Genomic DNA, 20,315 nt, shown 5'->3' on the forward strand with positions numbered 1-20,315 from the left:
GCAGCAGGAAGCAGAAACAGAAGCAGCAAAGGCAGCATGCTGCATGATTGGATATGCAGCATGCTCAAAAGAAGGAGATTATGCCCCATGCGTGCAGATCAACTGATTGTGAATGTAAATGTGTATAACAGTTATTATAAACGGTTTGAATTGAATAACGTCGCTGTACTTGACGGCAGATTCATGTATGTCGGACCCGGTGGTCCTGAGCTTATTCAGGCAGACGAAGTGATCGATGCGCGGGGAAGATACATGATTCCTGGCCTGATCGATATTCACCTGCACATTGAGAGTACCATGGTGACGCCGGCTACCTTTTCCCATGGCCTGATCCGCTGCGGAGTAACGTCCATTGTAGCGGAACCGCATGAGATGGCCAATGTGTTCGGACTGGAAGGTGTGCAGGAGATGATGGCTGCGAGTCGGGAGACCATGGTCAACATGTTCTATGCCATCCCGAGCTCCGTTCCGGCAACGCCAATGGAAACAACGGGCGGATCTATTGAGATCAAAGATATGGATGTACTTCTAGCAACCGGAGAGATCATCTGTCTGGGCGAAATCATGAACTACGTGGATGTCATCCGTGACCCGGAATGCAAGACCAACCAGATTCTTCAGCATATTCGCCAAAATTATCCTGATCTCGTGATCGAAGGTCATACACCGAAATTGCTAGGGCTGGATCTGCACCGACTGATCTATGCAGGTGTGGACTCGGATCATACTCATCAGAGCATAGAAGGACTGCAGGCGCGGATTTCAGCAGGCATGTTCATTGAGATCCAGGAGAAATCGATGACCCCTGAGGTTATGGATTACCTGATTCAGCATGATGTGGCCCAGCATTTCTGTTTCGTAACGGATGACGTTATGCCGGACTCCCTCGTGGAACGAGGTCATCTGGATCATATTGTGCGTAAGGCCATTCAGATGGGCATGCGTCCGGAAGATGCCATTTACGCAGCAACGTCTACGCCGGCATCCCGAATGAAAATGACGGATCGGGGCAGCATCGCCCCAGGCAAGGTGGCAGATTACGTTCTCGTATCCAATCTGGAAACATTGGCGATTGATCAAGTGTACAAAAATGGCCGGAAAGCTTATGACGACTACGAACCGTATAAGCAGGAACGGATAACGGGGCAGTTCCCGCCCCATTTCTATAACAGTGTGCAATTGGACATGCTGACAGCAGAGGATTTCACGATTTCATTGAGCGATCCCAAAGTCAGGGATGCCGCTAATCAGGCGGAACAAGATTCATTCAACTGCCGCGTAATGATGGTGAAGGACGGCTCGACCTTCGTGGAAGAACATATCGCAGAGGTTCAGGCAGCGAGTGGTGAGCTTCAGTGGGAAGATAGTGGATACGGACAGATTGCTACCTTTGAACGGTATCGGGTGAACGGCAATCGGGCACATGGTTTGATCGGTGGAGATACGATTAAACGGGGAGCTATCGCGACGACATATTCACATGATAACCACAACCTTCTGGTCGTGGGTCGCAATCGTGAAGATATGATTCTGGCGGCTAACACGGTCATTTCGAGCCAGGGTGGATTCTGTGTGGTAGAGGATGGCAAAGTGCTGTCTCATCTGGAACTGCCTGTAGGCGGCATTTTGACAGAAGAACCGCTCGCGGTTGTGTCTCATCAAGTGAAGGAATTGCGGGCAGCCATGCTCTCCCTTGGTTATGTTCACTATAACCCGATCATGTCGATCAGCACCCATTCCCTTGCAGTGAGCCCTGCGCTGAAAATTACAGATCACGGTTTGATTGATGTGAATGCAGGCAAGGTTGTACCGCTCGTTGTAGAGTGAATGGATTGTTCATTCAATTGAAGAACATGAATTGGTAGGTATACTGTAGAAAGAGTGCAGTATATCTACCTTTTTTGCAGTTGGGTTAAGGCCAGATAAACATCAATCTTTCTTTTCCACGTTCAATGTTCATTTTTACGCTTCTTCATTTTTAAGAGCATTACTGCGTGGTACACTGACCTTATTGCACACCCCGTCATCGGGATTAAGACTAACAGATAGCTGGAAGAGGGTTTGGCATCGTAAGTATAATAGGCGTAGACTAGTATAAATGCAGCTACCACGAAAAAAATGAGATTTAGGACTAAGCTATAAATATTATGTTGTTTCTTTTCTTTCGGGTATGTGGAGAATGTCATGCAGTTTGGCTGCCTCCTTGCAGATTTGTTAAAAAGTTATTGTATCATTTATTAAAGTTTGTTCCCATAATATTCTAATATTTTATTGATTTTATGAGTGAAATATAACTCACTTCATTGGAGATAGAGAAGGAGGACCATTATGTTATCCAAAGACCAAACTCAAAAGGCCATATTTTTTGATGTGGATGATACATTGTATGACCACTTGCAGCCCCTTAGAGGAGCATTGCAGGAGGTTCTTGGTCTAGCCGATGATGTTCCTTATGCCGAGGTTTATCACCGATTCCGCTACTACAGCGACTGGTTGTCCGATCAGGAGGGTCTCTCTGCCGTTCCGGAAGCAGAAGCCGTGGAACGGATGCGCAGACGAAGATTTGAACTGACGATGAAGGAGTTCGGGGTAACCTTGATTGAAGGGCAGGCTGAAGCACTGCAAGCGCAGTATCTGAGCAGACAGTTTCAGATTCAGCCATTTGATGGTGCATATGATCTGATGAGGAGCCTTATGGCAGACGGACACTTTGTAGGACTTATTACGAATGGTGAGGGGGAACATCAGAGACGCAAGCTCGAAGCACTGAATGTGTTTGACCTCGTCCCGGAGGAGCGAATCTTCATCTCGGGAACCCTCGGGTATGCCAAGCCTGATCGACAATTGTTTGAACATGTGAATAAACAGACAGGCACGGCTGCTCGCTCCAGTTATTATGTCGGGGACTCATGGCGTAATGATGTAGTAGGTGCGGTAAACGCCGGATGGAATGTCATCTGGTTCAACCATCGGAATGCTCTGCCAGAATCAAACCATCAGCCTCATCATGTGGCACGAGATTATAATGAAATAACTCGCATTCTTACATCCGAGTTTGTTCTACAATAAAGAGTGATATGTGTTTTTGCAGCCCTGTTTGCCTTATTGAGGTAGGTAACAGGGCTATTTGGATTGTGGAAAATGTGAGGATAATCGCTGCACATCAAGTGAATCCGAGGTATAAATGCAGTATGTATTCTGACAAGCAGCAAGATCTCGCTTCTATTAGAAGATGAAGTGGAACTTCATGGAATCTTCATTTGGAAGAGCAGGCTAAAGCCTTCACAAAGTAGATAGGCGGTGTTATAATTAAAACAAGATTTAGATTAAGTCTAAATTAAAGAAAGCAACAAATATCAGAATTCATTGCATTAAAATCACATTATATTGTATATGAGAGGGGAACCTATCCATGAGCACAATTCAAACATCAATGAACACAATTGCCAACCATACCGCAGCATTGCAAGAGGTACTGAACCGCCAAATTGCAGGCTGGTCTGTATTGTATACGAAACTGCACCATTTCCACTGGTATGTTCAAGGACCACATTTCTTCACACTGCACGCCAAATTCGAAGAACTGTATAACCTGGCTACAGCGAATATGGATGAAGTCGCAGAACGCTTGCTTGCTATTGGTGGACGTCCGGTAGCTACGATGTCTGAACAGCTTCGTTTGTCTCCGGTTGATGAGGCACAGGGACAGTTGTCTGCTGAGCGTATGGTAGAGTCGGTGGTTGCCGATCTGCGCACTATGGTAGAAGTGATTGAGCAAGGCATCCATGCAGCAGGAGAAGCAGAGGATAACGCTACGGAAGATATGCTGATTGGATTCACAGCCGCATTGGACAAAGAAATCTGGATGTTAAACGCATTTCTGGGCAAATAAGCTAAGATAACCCGCATCCTGACAACGATATGTAGAGTCCGTGAACAAAGTCCCCGTTCGCTTACAAATCCGGTATGCTTGCCGTATAATAGTGGCATTCGAGATGTACAGATTGGTGGAATGAATGATGCGGACAGACCTGGATCCATTGCAGGGAGAAGCTGAACGGTTTATATATACATGTTATGAAGAGCTGGGCCATTCGCGAGAAGACGCGGAGGCCCGGCTTATTGCTGTCCATCAGGAGATTGAAGATACGGGCACTTATGTGCATACGACCGAAGAACTGGAGCACGGCTGCAAAATGGCATGGCGGAACAGCAACCGCTGTATCGGGCGATTGTTCTGGGACAAGCTGCGGATTGTGGATGCGCGTCATGCAGATACAGCCGGAACTGCTGCGGAGGCCGTGATGAATCACATTCGACTGGCATCCAATGGCGGTAAGATTATTCCGATGATCACGATTCTTCCGCCGAATGGGCCAAGCGGAGCTCCTGTACGGATCTGGAATCACCAGCTTATCCGTTATGCTGGGTACGAGACGGAACAAGGTATCATTGGAGATCCTGCATCCCTGGAACTGACCAAGGCAGCCATGTCACTTGGCTGGCAAGGGGCAGGGGGAGATTATGATGTATTACCGCTCATTATTCAGGCGCAAGGGCAAGCTCCCGAGTGGTATGCTGTACCCCAGGAGGACATTGTCGAAGTGGACATTGAACACCCCGAGCGATCTGAAATTGCCGAACTCGGCATGCGTTGGTACGGTGTACCGATGATTGCGGATATGCGGCTTGAGATTGGAGGCATCTCTTATCCGGCTGCGCCGTTTAACGGCTGGTATATGGAGACTGAGATTGGTGCACGTAATCTGGCGGACACCTTCCGCTACAATAAACTGCCTGCAGTGGCGGCAGCACTCGGACTGAACACCTCCAGCGAAACGACGCTATGGAAGGATCGCGCACTCGTTGAATTGAATGTAGCCGTACTGCATTCCTTCAAGAAAGCAGGTGTCAGTATGGTGGATCACCATACGGCGGCGTCGCAATTTGCTTTGTTTGAGCAGCGGGAGGCAAAGGCAGGGCGTGAGCTGACTGGAGACTGGGTTTGGCTGATTCCGCCTGTTTCTCCGGCAACGACGCACATTTTCCACAGCTCCTATCGCAATGAAATCGTGAAGCCAAACTTTTTCCGTCAGGAGTCAGCGTATACACTAGATGGAGAACCATCTGGAGCTGAACCAGAGAATGCTGAACAGCAGCATACGGATGTCAATTACCATCGGCCACAGGCTGGAGATTCATCCATGAGATGCCCGTTTGCACACTAGGTGCGAGCGGGTTGTTTTTTGCCTATAGCTCAACATATCGCCTCTTTAATAAGAAGAAAATAAAAGCATAAGGACCGCCCACTCATGTGAGCGGTTTTGTATGTTACCCCTGTTTCGCTCTGTACCTGCTCCGCATCAACGCCTGAACGGCAATAGCAGCAGCGATCAGCACCAGATTGAATACAAACACGGCGTAGAGCGAAACGTACTCTACAAGCAGCGCAGCAATCAGAGGAGAAATGATGGAGCCGATCTCCGCCGCAGAGACGATTTTGCCAATGACCTCGCTTCTGCCTGTATCAGGGATGTGGTCCCCGATATGAGCAAAAAAGGAATCCATGTAACAGGCACCGCCAACCCCGCCAATCAGCATGCCAATGTAAACCCACGTATAAGAAGAGGTACTTAGAAAAACAACCACTTCAATGCCAATCATCAGCATGCCGAGCATGCAGAGCAGCAGTCGATCACCCATGCGGTCGGATAGATAACCGGCTACGGGTGCAGCAGCCAGTGTGGAGATCCCGGCTACGGTAAAAGCCAGGCTCGTCGCAAACGGGTCCCAGTGCATGATATGGGCCGCATAGAGGGCGAAGTATGTCAGAAATACCGCATAGGCACTCATCTCAAGAAAGTGTACCGTACCGTAACCGATTAACTGCTGCCGCTGGGTTAGCCCTTTCCGAGAGCCTGCATGGGCATGATCGAGAGCACTGGATGTTGGAGAAGCAGCGGCCGTATCGTCCACAGCAATATCGTATATGGCGGTATCCGTAGCTGCCGCAGGGAGGAGTTTATTCTCATGGGCATTATTTAATGGAATGTCTGAGTCTGCCCCTGAGTCCGGGTCTTGCATTTGCTCTCGCTCATCATGTTTAATCATCTGTTCAGATTTTGGCCGGGTCTTCATCCCCATAGCAGTTCCCATGGCTATCAGGCAGCATAGTGTAACGAGCAGAAATGGAACCGATAACGGCCAATGCAGGGCAAGCCAGCCGCTAATCACCGGCCCAAGAACCATGCCTCCGCCTTCACTGCTGCTGATATATCCATTGTACAGACCGCGGTTATCCGCATTGCCCCCATCCCCGATGATGGATCGGACAATGACGGTGAGTCCGGTGGAAGCGAGACCCTGCAGCAGCCGCAGCAAACCAAACAGAAGTGCAGCAGAAGAGACAGCGAAACCGCCCATACAGACAGCAAGAATGAACAGCATTACGATTAAGGCCCGTTGACCTCCCAATTTGCGGTAGAGTGCCGCAGCCGGAACCCCTCCAATGACTTTTCCGACATAAAAGAGTGCAAAAATAACCCCCATCATCCAGCCGGACAGGCCGAATTCCTCAATAAATAAAGGAAACAGGGGGAGGATCATGAAACCGCCCATCTGACTAAGAAAACAGATGATCATCAGCAAAGGCAGATTACGGCGAATGTCCACGTTCAGACTCCTTTCCTACGGACTCAGGTAAGCTCAAAAACCTTCCAATCGCCTTATAGGCATGCGTAGATATCGACATATAAACGTAATGTATGCAGGATTTGTGAAAATAAGAAGAAAAGACATACTGCGTTTATATCAAAACCATTGCGGATATAGCTGAATCATATATAATAGATGGGATTTGTATTAACGATGTGTTTATAGAAAGTGTACAGGGAAGTTGTACCTCAAGTTTAAGGGGGCGAGATGAAACATGTCAGATCAACAACCAATTATCCGGTTCGACCGGGTGACCCAGCAATACGATCAGGATGAAGCCGTATTGAAGGAAGTCAGCTTCGAGATTGAGCGGGGTAAATTTTATACGCTGCTTGGCCCTTCGGGCTGCGGCAAAACAACGATATTGCGGCTGATCGCCGGCTTTGCGGAGCCGACTCAGGGCAGCATTTATTTTAACGGAGCATTGATCAACCGTGTCCCTGCCCATCAGCGCCAGGTTAATACCGTATTTCAGGATTATGCTTTATTTCCGCATTTGAATGTATTTGAGAACGTGGCTTTCGGTTTGCGGATCAAAAAGATGAAAACGGCTGAAATACGCAGCAAAGTGTTGGAAGCCCTCAAATTCGTCAACCTGTCCGGGTATGAAAACCGCGAGATTGGCGAAATGTCCGGTGGACAGCGTCAGCGGGTCGCCATTGCACGTGCGATTGTCAATGAGCCTGAGATCCTGCTGCTGGACGAGCCGTTGTCCGCACTCGATCTAAAGCTCCGGACCGAAATGCAGTATGAGCTGCGTGAGCTGCAGCAGCGTCTGGGCATTACGTTTATTTTCGTTACGCATGACCAGGAGGAAGCACTGGCCATGTCGGATGAGATTTTCGTTCTAAACGGCGGCGTGATTCAGCAGAGCGGTACGCCGAATGACATCTATGATGAACCGATTAACCGTTTTGTGGCGGACTTTATCGGTGAATCGAACATCGTATCTGGCAAGATGAAGCAGGACTTCGTGGTGGAATTCGCTGGTGCACAGTATGAATGTGTCGACCAGGGATTGCAGCCGAACGAGCCTGTTGAGATCGTGATCCGTCCGGAGGATCTGGAGATTACGACCGAGGATCAGGGCAAGCTGAAGGTCAATGTTGACTCCCAGCTGTTCCGCGGGGTGCATTACGAGATTTCCAGTTATGACGATGCAGGGAACGAATGGCTGGTGCATTCCACGAAGAAAGCTGTCGTGGGCGAACGTATCGGGCTGTATTTTGATCCGGAAGCCATTCACGTCATGCGCTTCAATGAGACCGAAGAGGAATTCGACAAACGACTTGAAGCCTACCAAGAGGCCGTCCATGCAGAGTAAGGCGAGTACACGCAATGCGTATCTGATTCCATATGTATTATGGATGGTGCTGTTCGTTGTCGCTCCGGTACTGCTGGTTGTCTATTATTCGTTCTTTGATGTAGAGGGCAATTTCACGTTTGGCAACTATGCCCGCTTCTTCACGCCCGTATATATGCAGATGACACTGAGTTCATTCTGGTATGCCCTGCTAATCACGGTGTTTGCCCTGTTGGTTTCGTACCCGACGGCCTACTTGCTGACCCGGACGAAGCACAAGCAGCTGTGGCTGCTGCTTATTATTTTGCCTAGCTGGATTAATCTGTTGTTAAAAGCCTATGCCTTCATCGGCCTGTTCGGAACATATGGCTTGACCAATTCCTTGCTTGAAGTGATTGGCATTGGATCACAGCAGATCTTGTTCACCGATTTCAGCTTTATCTTCGTATCCGTGTACATCTTCATCCCGTTCATGATTCTGCCGATCTTCAACGCGCTGGAAGAGATGAATCCTTCGCTGATCTACGCGGCGCGGGATCTCGGGGCTTCATCCTGGCTGACGTTTCGCCGGGTCATCTTCCCCTTGACGCTCACTGGAGTCAAATCGGGATGTCAGGCTGTATTTATCCCTGCGTTGTCGCTGTTCATGATCACCCGCCTTATCGCGGGTAACCGGGTTATTACGCTGGGAACAGCCATTGAACAGCATTTCCTCGTCACCCAGGACTGGGGGATGGGGTCGACGATTGCCGTCTTTTTGATTATTGCGATGGCGATCATTATGTTTCTGACCGGATCAGGGAAGAAGGAGGTGCGTAATGGGAAGAAACGGAAAGCTGTCTAACGTTTATCTGGCTGTCGTCTTTGCGATCCTGTACGCACCAATTGCGTACCTGATCTTCTATTCCTTCAACAGCGGCGGTCACATGCGTAATTTCGAAGGATTCACACTGGAATGGTACAGGGAGGTATTTGCCGATACCCGGCTGCTGATCATTGTACTCAATACCTTTATTATCGCGCTGCTGTCATCGGCCATCTCGACGATTCTTGGCGTGGCAGGTGCGCTCGCGATCTATCATGTGCGGCGTAAACGGACCAAGAATACGCTGCTATCTCTCAATAACGTATTGATCGTAAGCCCGGATGTCATCATCGGTGCATCCTTCCTGATTTTGTTTACCATGATCGGGATCAAGCTGGGCTTCACATCGGTCCTGCTGTCCCATATCGCGTTCAGCGTGCCGATTGTTGTCATCATGGTGCTGCCAAAACTGCAGGAAATGAGCCCAACGCTGATGGATGCGGCACGCGATCTGGGCGCAGGCTCATGGCAGATCCTCACACGTGTAGTACTGCCATACGTTAAACCGGGGATTTTTGCCGGGTTCTTCATGGCACTGACGTACTCCCTGGATGACTTCGCGGTAACATTCTTTGTAACGGGGAACGGGTACTCGACGCTATCCGTAGAGATCTATTCTCGGGCGAGACAGGGTGTATCGCTGTCCATTAATGCGCTGTCGACACTGCTCTTCCTGCTGACAGTGCTGCTGGTTATTGGTTATTACTTCATTAACCGCCGCGCTGCACGGACACCTGCCGGAAGGGGGCTGCGTCCATGAAGCAACTGGTACGGACATTTGCGATTGTCTTTGTGGCAGCCTTTGCCCTGATGATCCTGGCTTCCTATCTCAACAAGAGTCAGGGATACTCGGGCGGCAATACGCTGACCATCTACAACTGGGGCGATTATATCGACCCGGATCTGCTGACGGAGTTTGAAGAGGAGACAGGCATCAAGGTCATCTACCAGACGTTTGACTCCAATGAAGCGATGCTCACCAAGATTGAGCAGGGCGGAACAACCTTTGACGTAGCGATTCCTTCTGAGTATGCGATTAGTAAAATGAAAGAAGAGAACCTGCTCGTTCGACTTGATCACAGCAAATTAACCAACCTGCACAATATAGATTCGGATTTCCTAAACTTGTCCTTTGACGAAGGCAATCAGTATTCGATTCCGTACTTCTGGGGAACGGTGGGCATAGTCTACAATCCTGAGCTGGTTGACGGATTGACGTTTGAGAGCTGGGATGACCTGTGGGACCCACGTCTGAAAAATCAAATCCTGCTGCTGGATGGTGCCCGTGAAGTCATGGGGATGGGACTGAACAGTCTGCATTATTCCCTGAATGACACCAATGAAGACCATCTGCAGGAGGCGCTGGCGAAACTGTCTACCCTGACGCCTAACGTCAGAGCCATCGTTGGTGATGAGATCAAAATGCTGCTGGCCAATGAAGAAGCGGCGGTTGGACTCGTCTGGTCCGGAGACGCTTCGGAGATTATGGATGAGAACGACAAGCTCGATTACGTGGTTCCTGAGGAGGGATCGAACCTCTGGTTCGATAATATGGTCATTCCGAAGACGGCAAGCAATATTGAAGGAGCACATCAGTTTATCAACTTTATGCTGGACCCGGATCATGCTGCACGTAATGCCGAATATGTCGGATACTCCACACCGAACGCCGAGGCGCTCAAGTTGCTGCCAGAGGATATCTCCAGTGATGAGCGGTTCTATCCGGATGATTCACTGACAAGCAAGCTGGAAGTGTACGATAATCTGGGTAAAAAAATGCTTTCGCATTATAACGACCTGTTCCTTGAGTTTAAAATGCACAGCAAATAACAGCTGATCGGCCATAACAGATGCAGCAGGAGCTGCATACTAGGCTGTATCACACTTGTATATATGCTTTTAAAGAAAAAATCCCCTGAATCCGTTTAAAGGATCAGGGGATTTTTCTTCTGACTACCTGCACTCCAAGCAAACAGCTCAGGTGTTGTCATAACGGGGTTTACACGGAACGGAGAGGACAGACAAACTGTAGAAGCGAAGCGTGCGCCTAAAAGCTTTCTGAAAGAAAGCTACTTCGGAAGCATAAGCTATTCCCGGATTTCTCCCTGTCGAAGGGGGAATCAAGGAAATCCGGGAATAACAGCGATCGGAAGTTGTTCTGTCATCGGAGTGGCCTAGTGTAATCAATTTATACCACTACATGTTTCTTTTGCGGCCCACGATTAACCAAGCCCCGCCCATAATCAGTACAATGGCCACGAACGGCTGAATAAAGGACATACTGCTCAGCATCGAACCGATGGACATAACCGTGAAGAAGAGCAGCGAGATCACCGTCAGGATGTTGATGGGAATGAGCAGCCATTTGTTTCGTCCGCCAAACCAGTACAATTCAAACAAACCTACAGCAAACGCGAGGATAAAACCAGGCCACATCGTGCTCCAGTTACCAAAGAGCATGGCGATCTGGCTAACTACGCCGGCAGTCAGCAAAATACCGCCCGGTACAAGCAAGCCAACCCCTCTGCCAATCATGGAGAAGTACAGCCAGTGGAAGAACAGGCCGAGCGGAATTACGAACAGGGTAGGCCAGAAGTTGGCGAAGATCGTACCCGGACCGAGTGAACCTCCCTGGTTCAGGATCAGGTACACGCCCAGCAAAATGAGTACAGGCGCCAGGATCGTACGTTTAGCCATGATATCTCTCCTTTTCATCGTTTCATTAGAGTCATTCCGAACAGACATGAAGTCTTTTTTCTCGATACACACAGCATACCATGAATTGGAATTATCCATCCTCGGTCTTTGGCGTTAAAAAGAACCTAGACTTAAGTCTAGGTGGGGACCCCATGATCTTGGCATCAACTAGCTGTTACCTCGTTATTCCCTGAGCAAAAATTCCATGGAGATTCAGGCCCGTCCAGCCCGGTATTGCCCGGGCGTCTGTCCGGTCCACTTTTTGAAAGCATTCTGAAATGCACTTTGCTCGGAAAAATGAAGGGCATAGGCAATTTCACCGACAGAATACTGTCCTTCCCGCAAAAAATTCAGGGCAAGCTTCTTCCGTACCTGAACGGAGATCTCATGGTACGTCGTACCTTCTTCACGCAACCTGCTTTGAAGTGTGCGAATGCTCACGCCGAGATGTTCTGCGGTGTGTTGTAATGTGGGAAAGGAGGCAGGAAGGCTGTCGATTAGCCAGCGGCTGACCTTGCCAGAGAACGTATGAGAAGGCTGCAGCAGATCCTTGCTTTTCTCGGCCATCGTTTCAAACACCTGCAGCATCTTGGCATCCGAATAGAGAACAGGCTGACTGAGAATGTCTTTGGGCAGACGCAGCAGATTATGGTCATCACCGAATTGGGGAGCTACGCCGAACATGTCAATGTATGGGCTGAGATTTCCCGTATTATCCGGAGCCTCATGGCTAAAATGAACCTCTTTTACCACCACCGGGCGATTTGCCAGTTTGCGGATAAGATACAAGACGGATACGGACATGTCTTCCACACAATGACGGGACATCTGCTGCGGCGATTGCAAAAACAGACGGAGAACCACATCCTGACCATCTATTTCCCAATCCAGATTAAATCCGCTGTACAGAATGATGTTATACCGTTGATATGCAGCGAGGGCGTCACCGATCGTTTGGGAATGCATCATCACGTATCCGAGAATACCCAGGTCCGCGAAGTCGAGAAGTAAGCCTTGATGTAAGCCGAAGTACAGATCATTTGAGTATGAAGAAGCCTTTTGTAACATTTGTTCCAGTTCTTCGACCGGTATTCGGGCTTCAGTATGCTGCAATACAGCCGGGTCAAAACCGGCGAATTTGAAAAATTCTTCGACCTCATATCCTTGATGAACAAGGTTTTTCATGATGGGATACAGCAAAGAAATGGATACTCCAATATTGTGATTGTTCATGTACCTCCATTGCGCGAATGAGCAATATTTTCGGCGCCCTCGATCATTTGTTTCGATGTAAAGTCACCTTATGATAGGGATACGCCATCTTCTTCGGCTTTTATTTATTATACAGGAGGAACCCAAGTATGAAATCCAATATTCTGGTGATTAATGGCCATCCTGATCCAGAGAGTTATTGTAGAGCTCTATCCGATGCTTATATCCAAGGGGCACGGAAATCCGGCAGTGATGTAAACTTTATTGATTTGAGCCATATCGAGTTTAATCCAAACCTCAAATACGGTTATCGTAAGCGGACGGAACTTGAGGATGATCTGGTCAAAGCCCAGGAATTGATCCGTCAAGCCGATCATCTAGTGTTTGTATATCCTTTGTGGTGGGGAGCAATGCCGGCTGTTCTGAAAGGATTTTTCGACCGTGTATTCCTGCCGGGGTTTGCCATGAGGTATCGGGAAGGCTCGCCCCTGTGGGACAAATTATTAAAAGGGAAGTCCGCGCAGCTCATCGTAACGATGGATACACCCCGCTGGTATTACCGTTTGATGTACAGGCAAGCCGGGCACCGGATCATGAGTTCAAATATTTTAAAATTTTCCGGTGTATCCCCGGTCCGCGTTACAGAGATTAGTCCGATCAAGGGATCTACCGAAGCATTCCGGCTAAAATGGCTTAGGAAAATCGAGGAAATGGGGAGTAAACAGGGAAAGAGATGATAAGGCACCTTCCCCGGTGATAGGCACTAATTCTAATAGTTCAATTGAAGTTCCTGAATCCAAAGGCAATGGTTGAAGATTGTTCGTTGAACACGCAGCAAGCCCACTCCTCCTGGGGTGGGCTTGGTCGGTTTTGTTATACATTGAAAAGCAGGTTATTTTACGACATCCGAGTGTTTCTTGCCCCAGCTTTTTACCCCATCATCTTCGATAATGGAAATGGCTGCATCAGCGATGTCCGGATTGGTCATCAATTTCTCCTGAACACGGAACTTGATATCGTCGGCATCGGCCAGAGACAGTCCTTTGGTCAGCTCAATCAATCCCTCAACATGGTAATAACGACCTTCCTGGATAATGCGCATCATCTGGATATCGGCCACATGGGAGTCTGCCAGGATGGTCTGGGACACTTTGTCCTCAATATCCTGTGGTGCAGCTACCCCAATGAGTCCAATCATATTGTCATATCCGACCCGGAAAGCTACGGCAATCATCAGACAGCCGATCAGGGTAGTCACAATGCCATCCAGCAATGCGAAGTTGGTCAACGCAATGACAACGACAGAGATCAGGGCGAGCGTTGCCCCGAGTACAGCTACCACGTCTTCGTAGAACACCAGTCGTGTTGGTGGTGCTGCACGTCCGACGTTTTTGATCGCTGCAGGAACTAGGGCGAAACCTGACGCCTTGGGCGCACGTGCTTCCACAAGAATTTCTTTCATGGCTTTGATCAGGATGGCGCCGTCAATCACAATGTTCAAGACGAGCACACCGATGTTGATCCAGAGGCCGCCTGAATGACCAGCAGGATGCTGCAGCAGGTGAATTCCTTCATGGATGGTTTCGTAGGCCATAATCGTAACGACGATAACGGCAATCATGCAGAAAATGTTGATGACCCGTCCGAATCCGGTCGGGAAGCGGCGTGTTGGTTTTTTCTCGGACAGTACACTGCCGACGAAGACGAATCCCTGATTGATGGCATCAGCGAGCGAGTGCATGGCTGAGGCAAACATGGCCCCGCTGCCGCTGAATAAAAAGGCTCCTCCTTTGCACAAGGCAAGGACGGCATTACCTGCCATAGCTACGGCCGAGGACGTATTTCCTTTTTTGACGAGAGACATAAAGCTCTCTGACTTTGCTTGATCAGCCACGTTGATTGTTCCTCCCAGAAGATTTGATAGGTGTAAAATACAAGCTTCTTAGTTACATTTTGTGCATTTCCACTAAATGTTATTATAACCCGCTTTACATATCCCAGCATTATGCAAAAAAGGTCATATTATTATATGGACAAAATTCAGAATATTGAATACAAGTAATTCATCCATATTTGATTCCTAAGAAAGCCATGCAAAAAAGGCACTCCTCAAGAGTGCCGATTGATGTATTCTTTGCAATCCATATGAATATTTAATGCTCAGATTTAATCAAACTTCCAACAGGACAAGCTTAGATTGCCGTATTGATATGCTTTGAATAACAGGGATGCCTTCTTGCTTTGATCGCCAGCTCCCATAGCCAGCAGCAGGGGGACAAAATGCTCTGGTGTAGGGACTGCAGCACGAGCGGATGGTGCCACCTTGTCATAAGCGAAGAGGGCTTCCGTATCCCACTGGACAAGCTTGTCCTCCAGCCATTGGTCAAACTCCATGGCCCAGGAGTCCACGCCGTTACTTTCCCAGTTCAGCTGGCGCAAATTGTGGACTGTGCCGCCACTGCCAATCACAAGGATATCCTGTTCGCGAAGTGCAGCAAGCGCTTGACCGATCTGATACTGCTGCTCATTCGTCAAGTAGCGATTCACGGAAAGTGCAATGACCGGGATATCCGCATCCGGGTAGAGCAAGCGAAGAACAACCCAGGCACCGTGATCCAGCCCGCGCACGGAATCAGCCTCAGCGGGAATGCCAGCTTCCTCAAGCAGACGAAGAACATCTGCAGTAGTCTCAGCGTGACCTTGAGCCGGATATTTAATCTGATACAGTTCCGGCTGGAAACCGCCAAAGTCATAGATTGTATCATATTGAGTCGTAGAGGATACAAGTTGAGTTGCAGACTCCCAATGGGCGGAGAACAAGACGATGGCTCGCGGTTTGGGCAGATCCTGTCCGAGTTTTTGCAGGAATTCGGTATAAACATTCTCCTCCAGTGCAAGTGAAGGTGCACCATGTGCGATAAAGAAGGAGGGCATCATTATGCATTCAGTCCTTTCGTATTGTCGGCAGCCAGTTCAGCATCGCTGCGAAGCCATAATTGGAATTGATCGTAAAGCTCGGCGGTGACGTGATGTCCGCCATGATAAGGAACGTAAGTTACACTTCGAGCATGCTCACGGAAATAATTCGCATTGTCTTCACCCAGTTGCAGGGGAAACATATGGTCCTGGTCTCCATGGGAGATAAATACGGCTAACGATGTTCCAGGCTCTATAGGATATTCGTCTTTTACAAATTGCGGAATGTATCCGCTCAAGGCTGCGATTCCTTTGATAGCATCGCCCATGATCAAGGAGAGCGTCATCGCCATAATGGCACCCTGACTGAAGCCCGCAATATAACGTCGCGCCGGATCAATGGCATATTCAGAGGACAAATCTCCAATCAGCTGCTGCAACCCCTGAACCGAAGCGTCAAACAGCTCACGAACAGGATTACCAATGCTTTTAATTTGAAAATAGGCATAACCGCTGCCCTGAACAAGGGGTCCCCGAACAGCTACGATAATAAAATCGGATTGCAGGGGTTCCATTAGACGAAGCATATCCTGCTCATCCGAACCCATGCCATGGAGGGCAAAAATAACGGGATATTGCTGATCTGTATTGTAGTCCGAAGGCAGTCGAACTTCATAAGTAAATGATGTATTCATTGGAATCACCGCCTGAAGAAAGTTATATTATAATAGTTCACTAATATGAAATAAATATTTCTATTTATGAACAAAATTTATCATGGATCCATTGAAGGGTCAATATTTTTTTTGTATTATGAAAATATGTTACGTATTAGAATATCTAATAAATACTGAAATAACGATGCTGATTGTGATGTTCAAATTAAGCCCGAGGATGTGATCAGGATGCTGCAAGGGATCGTGCCTATTTTGAGAATATTTGATGAGGATAAGGCCAAAGAGTTTTACGTCGACTACCTGGAGTTTGTCGTAGATTGGGAGCATCGATTTGAAGAGGGGATGCCCTTATATATGCAGATATCGCTTGATTCCATTGTTCTTCACCTGTCCGAGCATCACGGCGATTGTACTCCGGGAGCTGCGCTGCGAATTGAAACGGATGATCTGGATGTGATGTGCAGCCGGCTTAATCAGAAAAAATATAAACAGTCCAGGCCGGGAATTACGGATACGCCTTGGGGAATGCGGGAAATGACCGTGACCGATCCATTTGGCAACCGGATCATTTATTATGAGTCTCCCAGCGGACAGACTGAGGATTTGGCAAGAGAAGGGTAGGGAAGCAAGATGGATATTGGCTTGGCCATTCGAACGATTCGGAAACAGAAACAGATTACGATTATGCAAATGTGTGAGGGAACGGGATTATCGAAAGGGTTCATCAGCAACGTGGAAAATAATAAAACATCACCCTCCATTGCTACACTTGAAAGTATCGCGGATTATCTGGAGGTGCCCTTGCCATACCTGCTGCTCGCACCTGAGCAGCGAATGAACGTCGTACGCAAGGACGAACGTCAGGAAACGACTGCCGGAAGCGGGTCAATCAAAGTGCAGCATCTGACGGCAAAGGGAGCCATGCGCATGTCGATTGTGGAGCTTCCACCTCATGCTTCAACAGGGGTTAGCAAGCATGCGGGTGAGGAGAGTCACCTTGTCCTCCAGGGAAGGATTCGGGCAGAGCAGTGTGAGGATGTGGAGATTCTGGAGGCTGGAGATTCGTTTAGCTGGAATGCCATCGTCCCCCATGAGGTGACCAATATTGGTGAGGAGACGGCAGTAGTGCTCGTTGCCGTATCCAAAGAGCTGGATCTGGACCGTTTGTGGAACCAGTAAGGTAGGGGCATGCTTTGTATGGCAATATGGAACAGACCACCGGGGACTTTCCCGGCGGTCTGTTTGCATTCCTCTTGGTTGTTTTACTGCGGATTGGTTGTCCAGATTCCTGCCGCTTTAACAAATACGCGGTCTGACAGCTTAAGCGTTGCCAGAGCAAGCTCGGCTACATCTTCCGCTTGCATCATGCGATCCTCGTCTCCGATTTTCAGACCTGCATTCGTTGCAAGCTCTGTATTTACCGTACTTGGGGTTAACGCCGTTACACGAATGTTGGATTTGCGAACTTCCTGCATCAGGGATTCGGTCAACCCGAGCAGCGCGAACTTGGATGCACAGTATGCTGAACCTGTAGCAAATCCACGTTCACCTGCTGTAGAAGCAATGTTGATAATACTGCCGCTGCTTTCTTTAATCATGCTCGGCAGGACGGCACGAGTCACATAGTATGTACCCATAACGTTGACATGCAGGATGCGCTCCCATTCTTCAGGCTCCATGTCGAGCAAGGTGCCGAAGCTTGCAATACCTGCATTATTGATGAGGATATCTATCGCACCAAGTTCCATTTCTATTGCTGCTACTGCTGCTTCAGCCTGTGTACGATCAGAAATGTCAGCTACAGCACTTGTGACTTTAATGCCATATGCCTCGCTTAACGTTAGCTGAAGGGCCTCCAGATCGGAAGCCGTACGTGCAATCAAGCCGAGATGTACGCCTTCCTTGGCGAGTGCTTCAGCGATGGCACGGCCAATGCCTTTACCGGCGCCGGTAATGACAGCCGTTTTATTTTTAAGTTCCATGTGGGTAATTCCTCCTTATAGGTTGGACTGGCGTCTGATTATACTATATTACCCACAGTTCAGATATTTGCTTCATTACTATTTGGTGATTTTGATGCTGCCTGAAGTGGTACGGGCCTTGATGACTTCCTTACTGTTCATCGGAGATTCCGGTACATTTACATCTCCGGAAGTGGTACGAGCGTCGTAGACTCCTTCAAAATCGGGTGCTGCTTGAATAAAGACGTCTCCTGATTGTCCCGATACATCCACCGGGGCAGAATGGGTCTGTTCGATATGAACACTTCCAGAAGTGAAGCGGATATTGGCAGCTCCGTTTAACTGTGTGATTTCTACATCTCCTGATGTTATTTCACTGTTTACATTACCTTCTAACTGATCTGCAGTGAAGCTTCCGGAGGTTTGAGTTACAGTCATGTCGCCATCAATAATTGAAGCCTTGATGTCCCCAGAAGTGAGATCCAGATCAATACGCGGAGCCGCTATATTTTCCAGACGAATGGATCCCGAGGTATTGTTGAGCTCAAGCAGCTTGGCATGTAAACCGGCCAACTTCCAGTCGCTTGAGGATGAATCGAGTTTAACCTCATTTAATTGGTGACCTTCAGGCAGGGCTACGGTGATTTTGGAATCCCGATCATTCCAATACAGGGTAAGAAACTGTAATCGCTGACGTTCTGTCTGAACTAGCTTGAACGTGCCCCCTGATAACGTGGCCTGTTCGAAACTTTGGATGACAACCGGGTCCCATTTACCGTCTACCTCAATATAACCATTGGAATCCGGGCTGACCACGAATTCGATATCTGCGCTAAAATTGGCATCCATAATTACATTTTGCAACTCATCATTTTTGAAATCCCACCGCTTGGAGTAAGCTTCCCGATCATCTCCGAACTGAACTCCATATATGGACGTTCCTAGCAAACCTATTCCGATACAGATGACAGCCAAAGCCAACCACTTTTTTGTACTCATACGGAAACGTCTCCTTTCATCGTCTTCTTGTTCCATCTAATGTATTGTAGCGTGACTGCTTTGAAGCCCTTGAATACCCGTTTCGCTGCGATAGCGAATAGGATACCTACACCAAATGCCCCGATCGCCACGAACAGCTCAGCTTTATCAAACTGACTAAGAAAGAGGAAATCTACAGCGGCAGCGACAGGGGCCAAGGCCAGCAGGGACATACTGGCGATTACGAGCCACAGCGACCAGAGAGTTAATCCCAGAGGAATGCCTAGAATCAAATTCAGAAAAATCAGGCCAACAGCCGTGAAAAAATTGCGAGCTGCCCGGTTGCTGTTCTTCGGCGGCCGCATTTCACCGTAAGTTGGGGCGTAGAAGGGTTCGTTACCCGGTGTGTTCACGTCATAGCGGTCACCGAGTGCTTCCCGTGCAATCTCTTCCGGACGGCCCAATTCGCGGGCAATCTCCTCTTCGGTTCTTCCTTCCTGAAGCCCGAGCTCGAAGTGCTGATCATAGTCTGCGAGCAGCTCCGCCCGTTCCTGAGGCTCCATCGGACGCAGATGGATTTCCATGGCCTGTATAAATTGTTGTCTATTCATTATCGGTTCCTTCCTCAATCAGATTTGCGACGTTGCGCACAAATTCATTCCATTCCGTAGTCAGTGCCTGCATGTAGTCACGACCTGTGTCCGACAGCTTGTAATATTTACGGGGCGGTCCCTCACTTGATTCCTGCAAATAGGTGGTGCAGTACCCGTCTTGAACAAGTCTGCGGAGTAGTGGGTACAGTGCACCCTCGGCAACTTCAATATGTTTGGAAACCGCCTGAGCCAGTTCGTAGCCATACCGATCCTGGCGGTTAATCAGCACCAGGACGCATAGCTCCAGTACTCCCTTTTTGAACTGGATATTCACGTTCACACAGGTTCCTCCTTCATCCTTCTTCAATCACTAGTGTGTATTGATCAGTAGTTATGAAA

At 48.5% G+C, this 20,315-nt stretch carries 21 protein-coding genes; 11 read left to right on the forward strand and 10 right to left on the reverse strand.

Annotated features, from left to right (window positions below):
• The first annotated feature begins 87 nt into the window (after positions 1-87).
• From AC3WQ3_RS01760 to AC3WQ3_RS01775, 4 genes are all read left to right on the forward strand, one after another.
• Positions 88-1,827: an adenine deaminase gene (locus AC3WQ3_RS01760; RefSeq protein ID WP_492471281.1), complete on the forward strand. Its 1,740-nt coding sequence runs from the start codon at positions 88-90 to the stop codon at positions 1,825-1,827.
• A gap of 501 nt (positions 1,828-2,328) precedes the next feature.
• Positions 2,329-3,069 carry an HAD family hydrolase gene (locus AC3WQ3_RS01765; RefSeq protein ID WP_492471282.1) on the forward strand — a complete coding sequence of 247 codons (741 nt, stop codon included), beginning with the start codon at positions 2,329-2,331 and terminating at the stop codon, positions 3,067-3,069.
• Between the two features lie 343 nt (positions 3,070-3,412).
• Complete coding sequence (locus AC3WQ3_RS01770; protein WP_375335091.1) at positions 3,413-3,892, forward strand: Dps family protein; 480 nt, start codon at positions 3,413-3,415, stop codon at positions 3,890-3,892.
• A 127-nt stretch (positions 3,893-4,019) separates the two neighbouring features.
• Positions 4,020-5,228: a nitric oxide synthase oxygenase gene (locus AC3WQ3_RS01775; protein WP_492471405.1), complete on the forward strand. Its 1,209-nt coding sequence runs from the start codon at positions 4,020-4,022 to the stop codon at positions 5,226-5,228.
• 103 nt (positions 5,229-5,331) lie between these two features.
• Here AC3WQ3_RS01775 and AC3WQ3_RS01780 read toward each other — a convergent pair whose 3' ends face one another.
• Positions 5,332-6,672 (reverse strand): MFS transporter, encoded by a 1,341-nt coding sequence (locus AC3WQ3_RS01780; protein WP_492471283.1) that lies wholly within the window; start codon positions 6,670-6,672, stop codon positions 5,332-5,334.
• 256 nt (positions 6,673-6,928) lie between these two features.
• Here AC3WQ3_RS01780 and AC3WQ3_RS01785 point away from each other — a divergent pair, with 256 nt between their 5' ends.
• The 4 genes from AC3WQ3_RS01785 to AC3WQ3_RS01800 are packed head-to-tail and all read left to right on the forward strand — an operon-like array spanning position 6,929 to position 10,712.
• Positions 6,929-8,038: an ABC transporter ATP-binding protein gene (locus AC3WQ3_RS01785; RefSeq protein WP_127537357.1), complete on the forward strand. Its 1,110-nt coding sequence runs from the start codon at positions 6,929-6,931 to the stop codon at positions 8,036-8,038.
• Entirely contained in the window at positions 8,028-8,861 is an 834-nt protein-coding gene (locus tag AC3WQ3_RS01790) for an ABC transporter permease (RefSeq protein WP_095360087.1), read from the forward strand. The genes AC3WQ3_RS01785 and AC3WQ3_RS01790 overlap by 11 nt, the downstream gene beginning before the upstream one ends.
• On the forward strand, positions 8,836-9,642 hold the full coding sequence (locus AC3WQ3_RS01795; protein WP_095360086.1) for an ABC transporter permease: 807 nt from the start codon (positions 8,836-8,838) through the stop codon (positions 9,640-9,642). The genes AC3WQ3_RS01790 and AC3WQ3_RS01795 overlap by 26 nt, the downstream gene beginning before the upstream one ends.
• On the forward strand, positions 9,639-10,712 hold the full coding sequence (locus tag AC3WQ3_RS01800; protein WP_492471284.1) for an ABC transporter substrate-binding protein: 1,074 nt from the start codon (positions 9,639-9,641) through the stop codon (positions 10,710-10,712). Before AC3WQ3_RS01795 ends, AC3WQ3_RS01800 begins: the two co-directional genes overlap by 4 nt.
• 366 nt (positions 10,713-11,078) lie before the next feature.
• Here AC3WQ3_RS01800 and AC3WQ3_RS01805 read toward each other — a convergent pair whose 3' ends face one another.
• Together AC3WQ3_RS01805 and AC3WQ3_RS01810 are read right to left on the reverse strand one after the other, a co-directional pair.
• Positions 11,079-11,579, reverse strand: a complete 501-nt coding sequence (locus tag AC3WQ3_RS01805; RefSeq protein WP_492471285.1) for a hypothetical protein — start codon at positions 11,577-11,579, stop codon at positions 11,079-11,081.
• Positions 11,580-11,792: 213 nt separating this feature from the next.
• Positions 11,793-12,812, reverse strand: a complete 1,020-nt coding sequence (locus AC3WQ3_RS01810) for an AraC family transcriptional regulator (RefSeq protein WP_492471286.1) — start codon at positions 12,810-12,812, stop codon at positions 11,793-11,795.
• Positions 12,813-12,940: 128 nt separating this feature from the next.
• On the opposite strand from AC3WQ3_RS01810, the gene AC3WQ3_RS01815 reads away from it, so the two are divergent.
• Entirely contained in the window at positions 12,941-13,528 is a 588-nt protein-coding gene (locus AC3WQ3_RS01815) for an NAD(P)H-dependent oxidoreductase (protein WP_492471287.1), read from the forward strand.
• A 155-nt stretch (positions 13,529-13,683) separates the two neighbouring features.
• Here the strand turns inward: AC3WQ3_RS01815 and AC3WQ3_RS01820 are convergent, their stop codons facing one another.
• The 3 genes from AC3WQ3_RS01820 to AC3WQ3_RS01830 form a co-directional block, all read right to left on the reverse strand.
• The gene (locus tag AC3WQ3_RS01820) at positions 13,684-14,655 is read right to left on the reverse strand and encodes a cation diffusion facilitator family transporter (RefSeq protein WP_127537633.1); all 972 of its coding nucleotides are present in this window, start codon (positions 14,653-14,655) and stop codon (positions 13,684-13,686) included.
• 302 nt (positions 14,656-14,957) lie between these two features.
• A complete protein-coding gene (locus tag AC3WQ3_RS01825) occupies positions 14,958-15,728 on the reverse strand; it encodes a DODA-type extradiol aromatic ring-opening family dioxygenase (RefSeq protein ID WP_336782275.1) in 771 nt (256 codons plus the stop codon).
• Positions 15,728-16,402 carry an alpha/beta hydrolase gene (locus AC3WQ3_RS01830; RefSeq protein WP_492471288.1) on the reverse strand — a complete coding sequence of 225 codons (675 nt, stop codon included), beginning with the start codon at positions 16,400-16,402 and terminating at the stop codon, positions 15,728-15,730. The genes AC3WQ3_RS01825 and AC3WQ3_RS01830 overlap by 1 nt, the downstream gene beginning before the upstream one ends.
• 210 nt (positions 16,403-16,612) lie before the next feature.
• Here AC3WQ3_RS01830 and AC3WQ3_RS01835 point away from each other — a divergent pair, with 210 nt between their 5' ends.
• Both AC3WQ3_RS01835 and AC3WQ3_RS01840 read left to right on the forward strand, forming a co-directional pair.
• Positions 16,613-17,005: a glyoxalase superfamily protein gene (locus AC3WQ3_RS01835; protein WP_336782272.1), complete on the forward strand. Its 393-nt coding sequence runs from the start codon at positions 16,613-16,615 to the stop codon at positions 17,003-17,005.
• Between the two features lie 9 nt (positions 17,006-17,014).
• Entirely contained in the window at positions 17,015-17,563 is a 549-nt protein-coding gene (locus AC3WQ3_RS01840; protein ID WP_336782271.1) for a helix-turn-helix domain-containing protein, read from the forward strand.
• An 83-nt stretch (positions 17,564-17,646) separates the two neighbouring features.
• On the opposite strand, the gene AC3WQ3_RS01845 is transcribed toward AC3WQ3_RS01840, so the two are convergent.
• The 4 genes from AC3WQ3_RS01845 to AC3WQ3_RS01860 all read right to left on the reverse strand — a co-directional run bounded on the left by AC3WQ3_RS01845 (position 17,647) and on the right by AC3WQ3_RS01860 (position 20,256).
• A complete protein-coding gene (locus tag AC3WQ3_RS01845) occupies positions 17,647-18,366 on the reverse strand; it encodes a 3-ketoacyl-ACP reductase (protein ID WP_336782270.1) in 720 nt (239 codons plus the stop codon).
• Between the two features lie 78 nt (positions 18,367-18,444).
• Entirely contained in the window at positions 18,445-19,344 is a 900-nt protein-coding gene (locus tag AC3WQ3_RS01850) for a DUF4097 family beta strand repeat-containing protein (RefSeq protein WP_492471289.1), read from the reverse strand.
• Positions 19,341-19,934: an HAAS signaling domain-containing protein gene (locus tag AC3WQ3_RS01855; RefSeq protein WP_492471290.1), complete on the reverse strand. Its 594-nt coding sequence runs from the start codon at positions 19,932-19,934 to the stop codon at positions 19,341-19,343. The genes AC3WQ3_RS01850 and AC3WQ3_RS01855 overlap by 4 nt, the downstream gene beginning before the upstream one ends.
• A complete protein-coding gene (locus AC3WQ3_RS01860; RefSeq protein WP_095360074.1) occupies positions 19,927-20,256 on the reverse strand; it encodes a PadR family transcriptional regulator in 330 nt (109 codons plus the stop codon). Before AC3WQ3_RS01860 ends, AC3WQ3_RS01855 begins: the two co-directional genes overlap by 8 nt.
• Between the last annotated feature and the right edge of the window lie 59 nt (positions 20,257-20,315).

The organism is Paenibacillus sp. FW104-T2, from assembly GCF_058789975.1.

Excerpts from the sequence above, each read along its gene's own strand:
- AC3WQ3_RS01775 (WP_492471405.1), top strand. The coding sequence starts at position 4,020 with ATGCGGACAGACCTGGATCCATTGCAGGGAGAAGCTGAACGGTTTATA.
- AC3WQ3_RS01790 (WP_095360087.1), top strand. The coding sequence starts at position 8,028 with ATGCAGAGTAAGGCGAGTACACGCAATGCGTATCTGATTCCATATGTA.
- AC3WQ3_RS01820 (WP_127537633.1), bottom strand. The coding sequence starts at position 14,655 with ATGTCTCTCGTCAAAAAAGGAAATACGTCCTCGGCCGTAGCTATGGCA.
- AC3WQ3_RS01825 (WP_336782275.1), bottom strand. The coding sequence starts at position 15,728 with ATGATGCCCTCCTTCTTTATCGCACATGGTGCACCTTCACTTGCACTG.
- AC3WQ3_RS01830 (WP_492471288.1), bottom strand. The coding sequence starts at position 16,402 with ATGAATACATCATTTACTTATGAAGTTCGACTGCCTTCGGACTACAAT.
- AC3WQ3_RS01765 (WP_492471282.1), top strand. The coding sequence starts at position 2,329 with ATGTTATCCAAAGACCAAACTCAAAAGGCCATATTTTTTGATGTGGAT.
- AC3WQ3_RS01805 (WP_492471285.1), bottom strand. The coding sequence starts at position 11,579 with ATGGCTAAACGTACGATCCTGGCGCCTGTACTCATTTTGCTGGGCGTG.
- AC3WQ3_RS01810 (WP_492471286.1), bottom strand. The coding sequence starts at position 12,812 with ATGAACAATCACAATATTGGAGTATCCATTTCTTTGCTGTATCCCATC.
- AC3WQ3_RS01795 (WP_095360086.1), top strand. The coding sequence starts at position 8,836 with ATGGGAAGAAACGGAAAGCTGTCTAACGTTTATCTGGCTGTCGTCTTT.
- AC3WQ3_RS01840 (WP_336782271.1), top strand. The coding sequence starts at position 17,015 with ATGGATATTGGCTTGGCCATTCGAACGATTCGGAAACAGAAACAGATT.
- AC3WQ3_RS01850 (WP_492471289.1), bottom strand. The coding sequence starts at position 19,344 with ATGAGTACAAAAAAGTGGTTGGCTTTGGCTGTCATCTGTATCGGAATA.
- AC3WQ3_RS01785 (WP_127537357.1), top strand. The coding sequence starts at position 6,929 with ATGTCAGATCAACAACCAATTATCCGGTTCGACCGGGTGACCCAGCAA.
- AC3WQ3_RS01800 (WP_492471284.1), top strand. The coding sequence starts at position 9,639 with ATGAAGCAACTGGTACGGACATTTGCGATTGTCTTTGTGGCAGCCTTT.
- AC3WQ3_RS01845 (WP_336782270.1), bottom strand. The coding sequence starts at position 18,366 with ATGGAACTTAAAAATAAAACGGCTGTCATTACCGGCGCCGGTAAAGGC.
- AC3WQ3_RS01760 (WP_492471281.1), top strand. The coding sequence starts at position 88 with ATGCGTGCAGATCAACTGATTGTGAATGTAAATGTGTATAACAGTTAT.
- AC3WQ3_RS01770 (WP_375335091.1), top strand. The coding sequence starts at position 3,413 with ATGAGCACAATTCAAACATCAATGAACACAATTGCCAACCATACCGCA.
- AC3WQ3_RS01835 (WP_336782272.1), top strand. The coding sequence starts at position 16,613 with ATGCTGCAAGGGATCGTGCCTATTTTGAGAATATTTGATGAGGATAAG.
- AC3WQ3_RS01855 (WP_492471290.1), bottom strand. The coding sequence starts at position 19,934 with ATGAATAGACAACAATTTATACAGGCCATGGAAATCCATCTGCGTCCG.
- AC3WQ3_RS01815 (WP_492471287.1), top strand. The coding sequence starts at position 12,941 with ATGAAATCCAATATTCTGGTGATTAATGGCCATCCTGATCCAGAGAGT.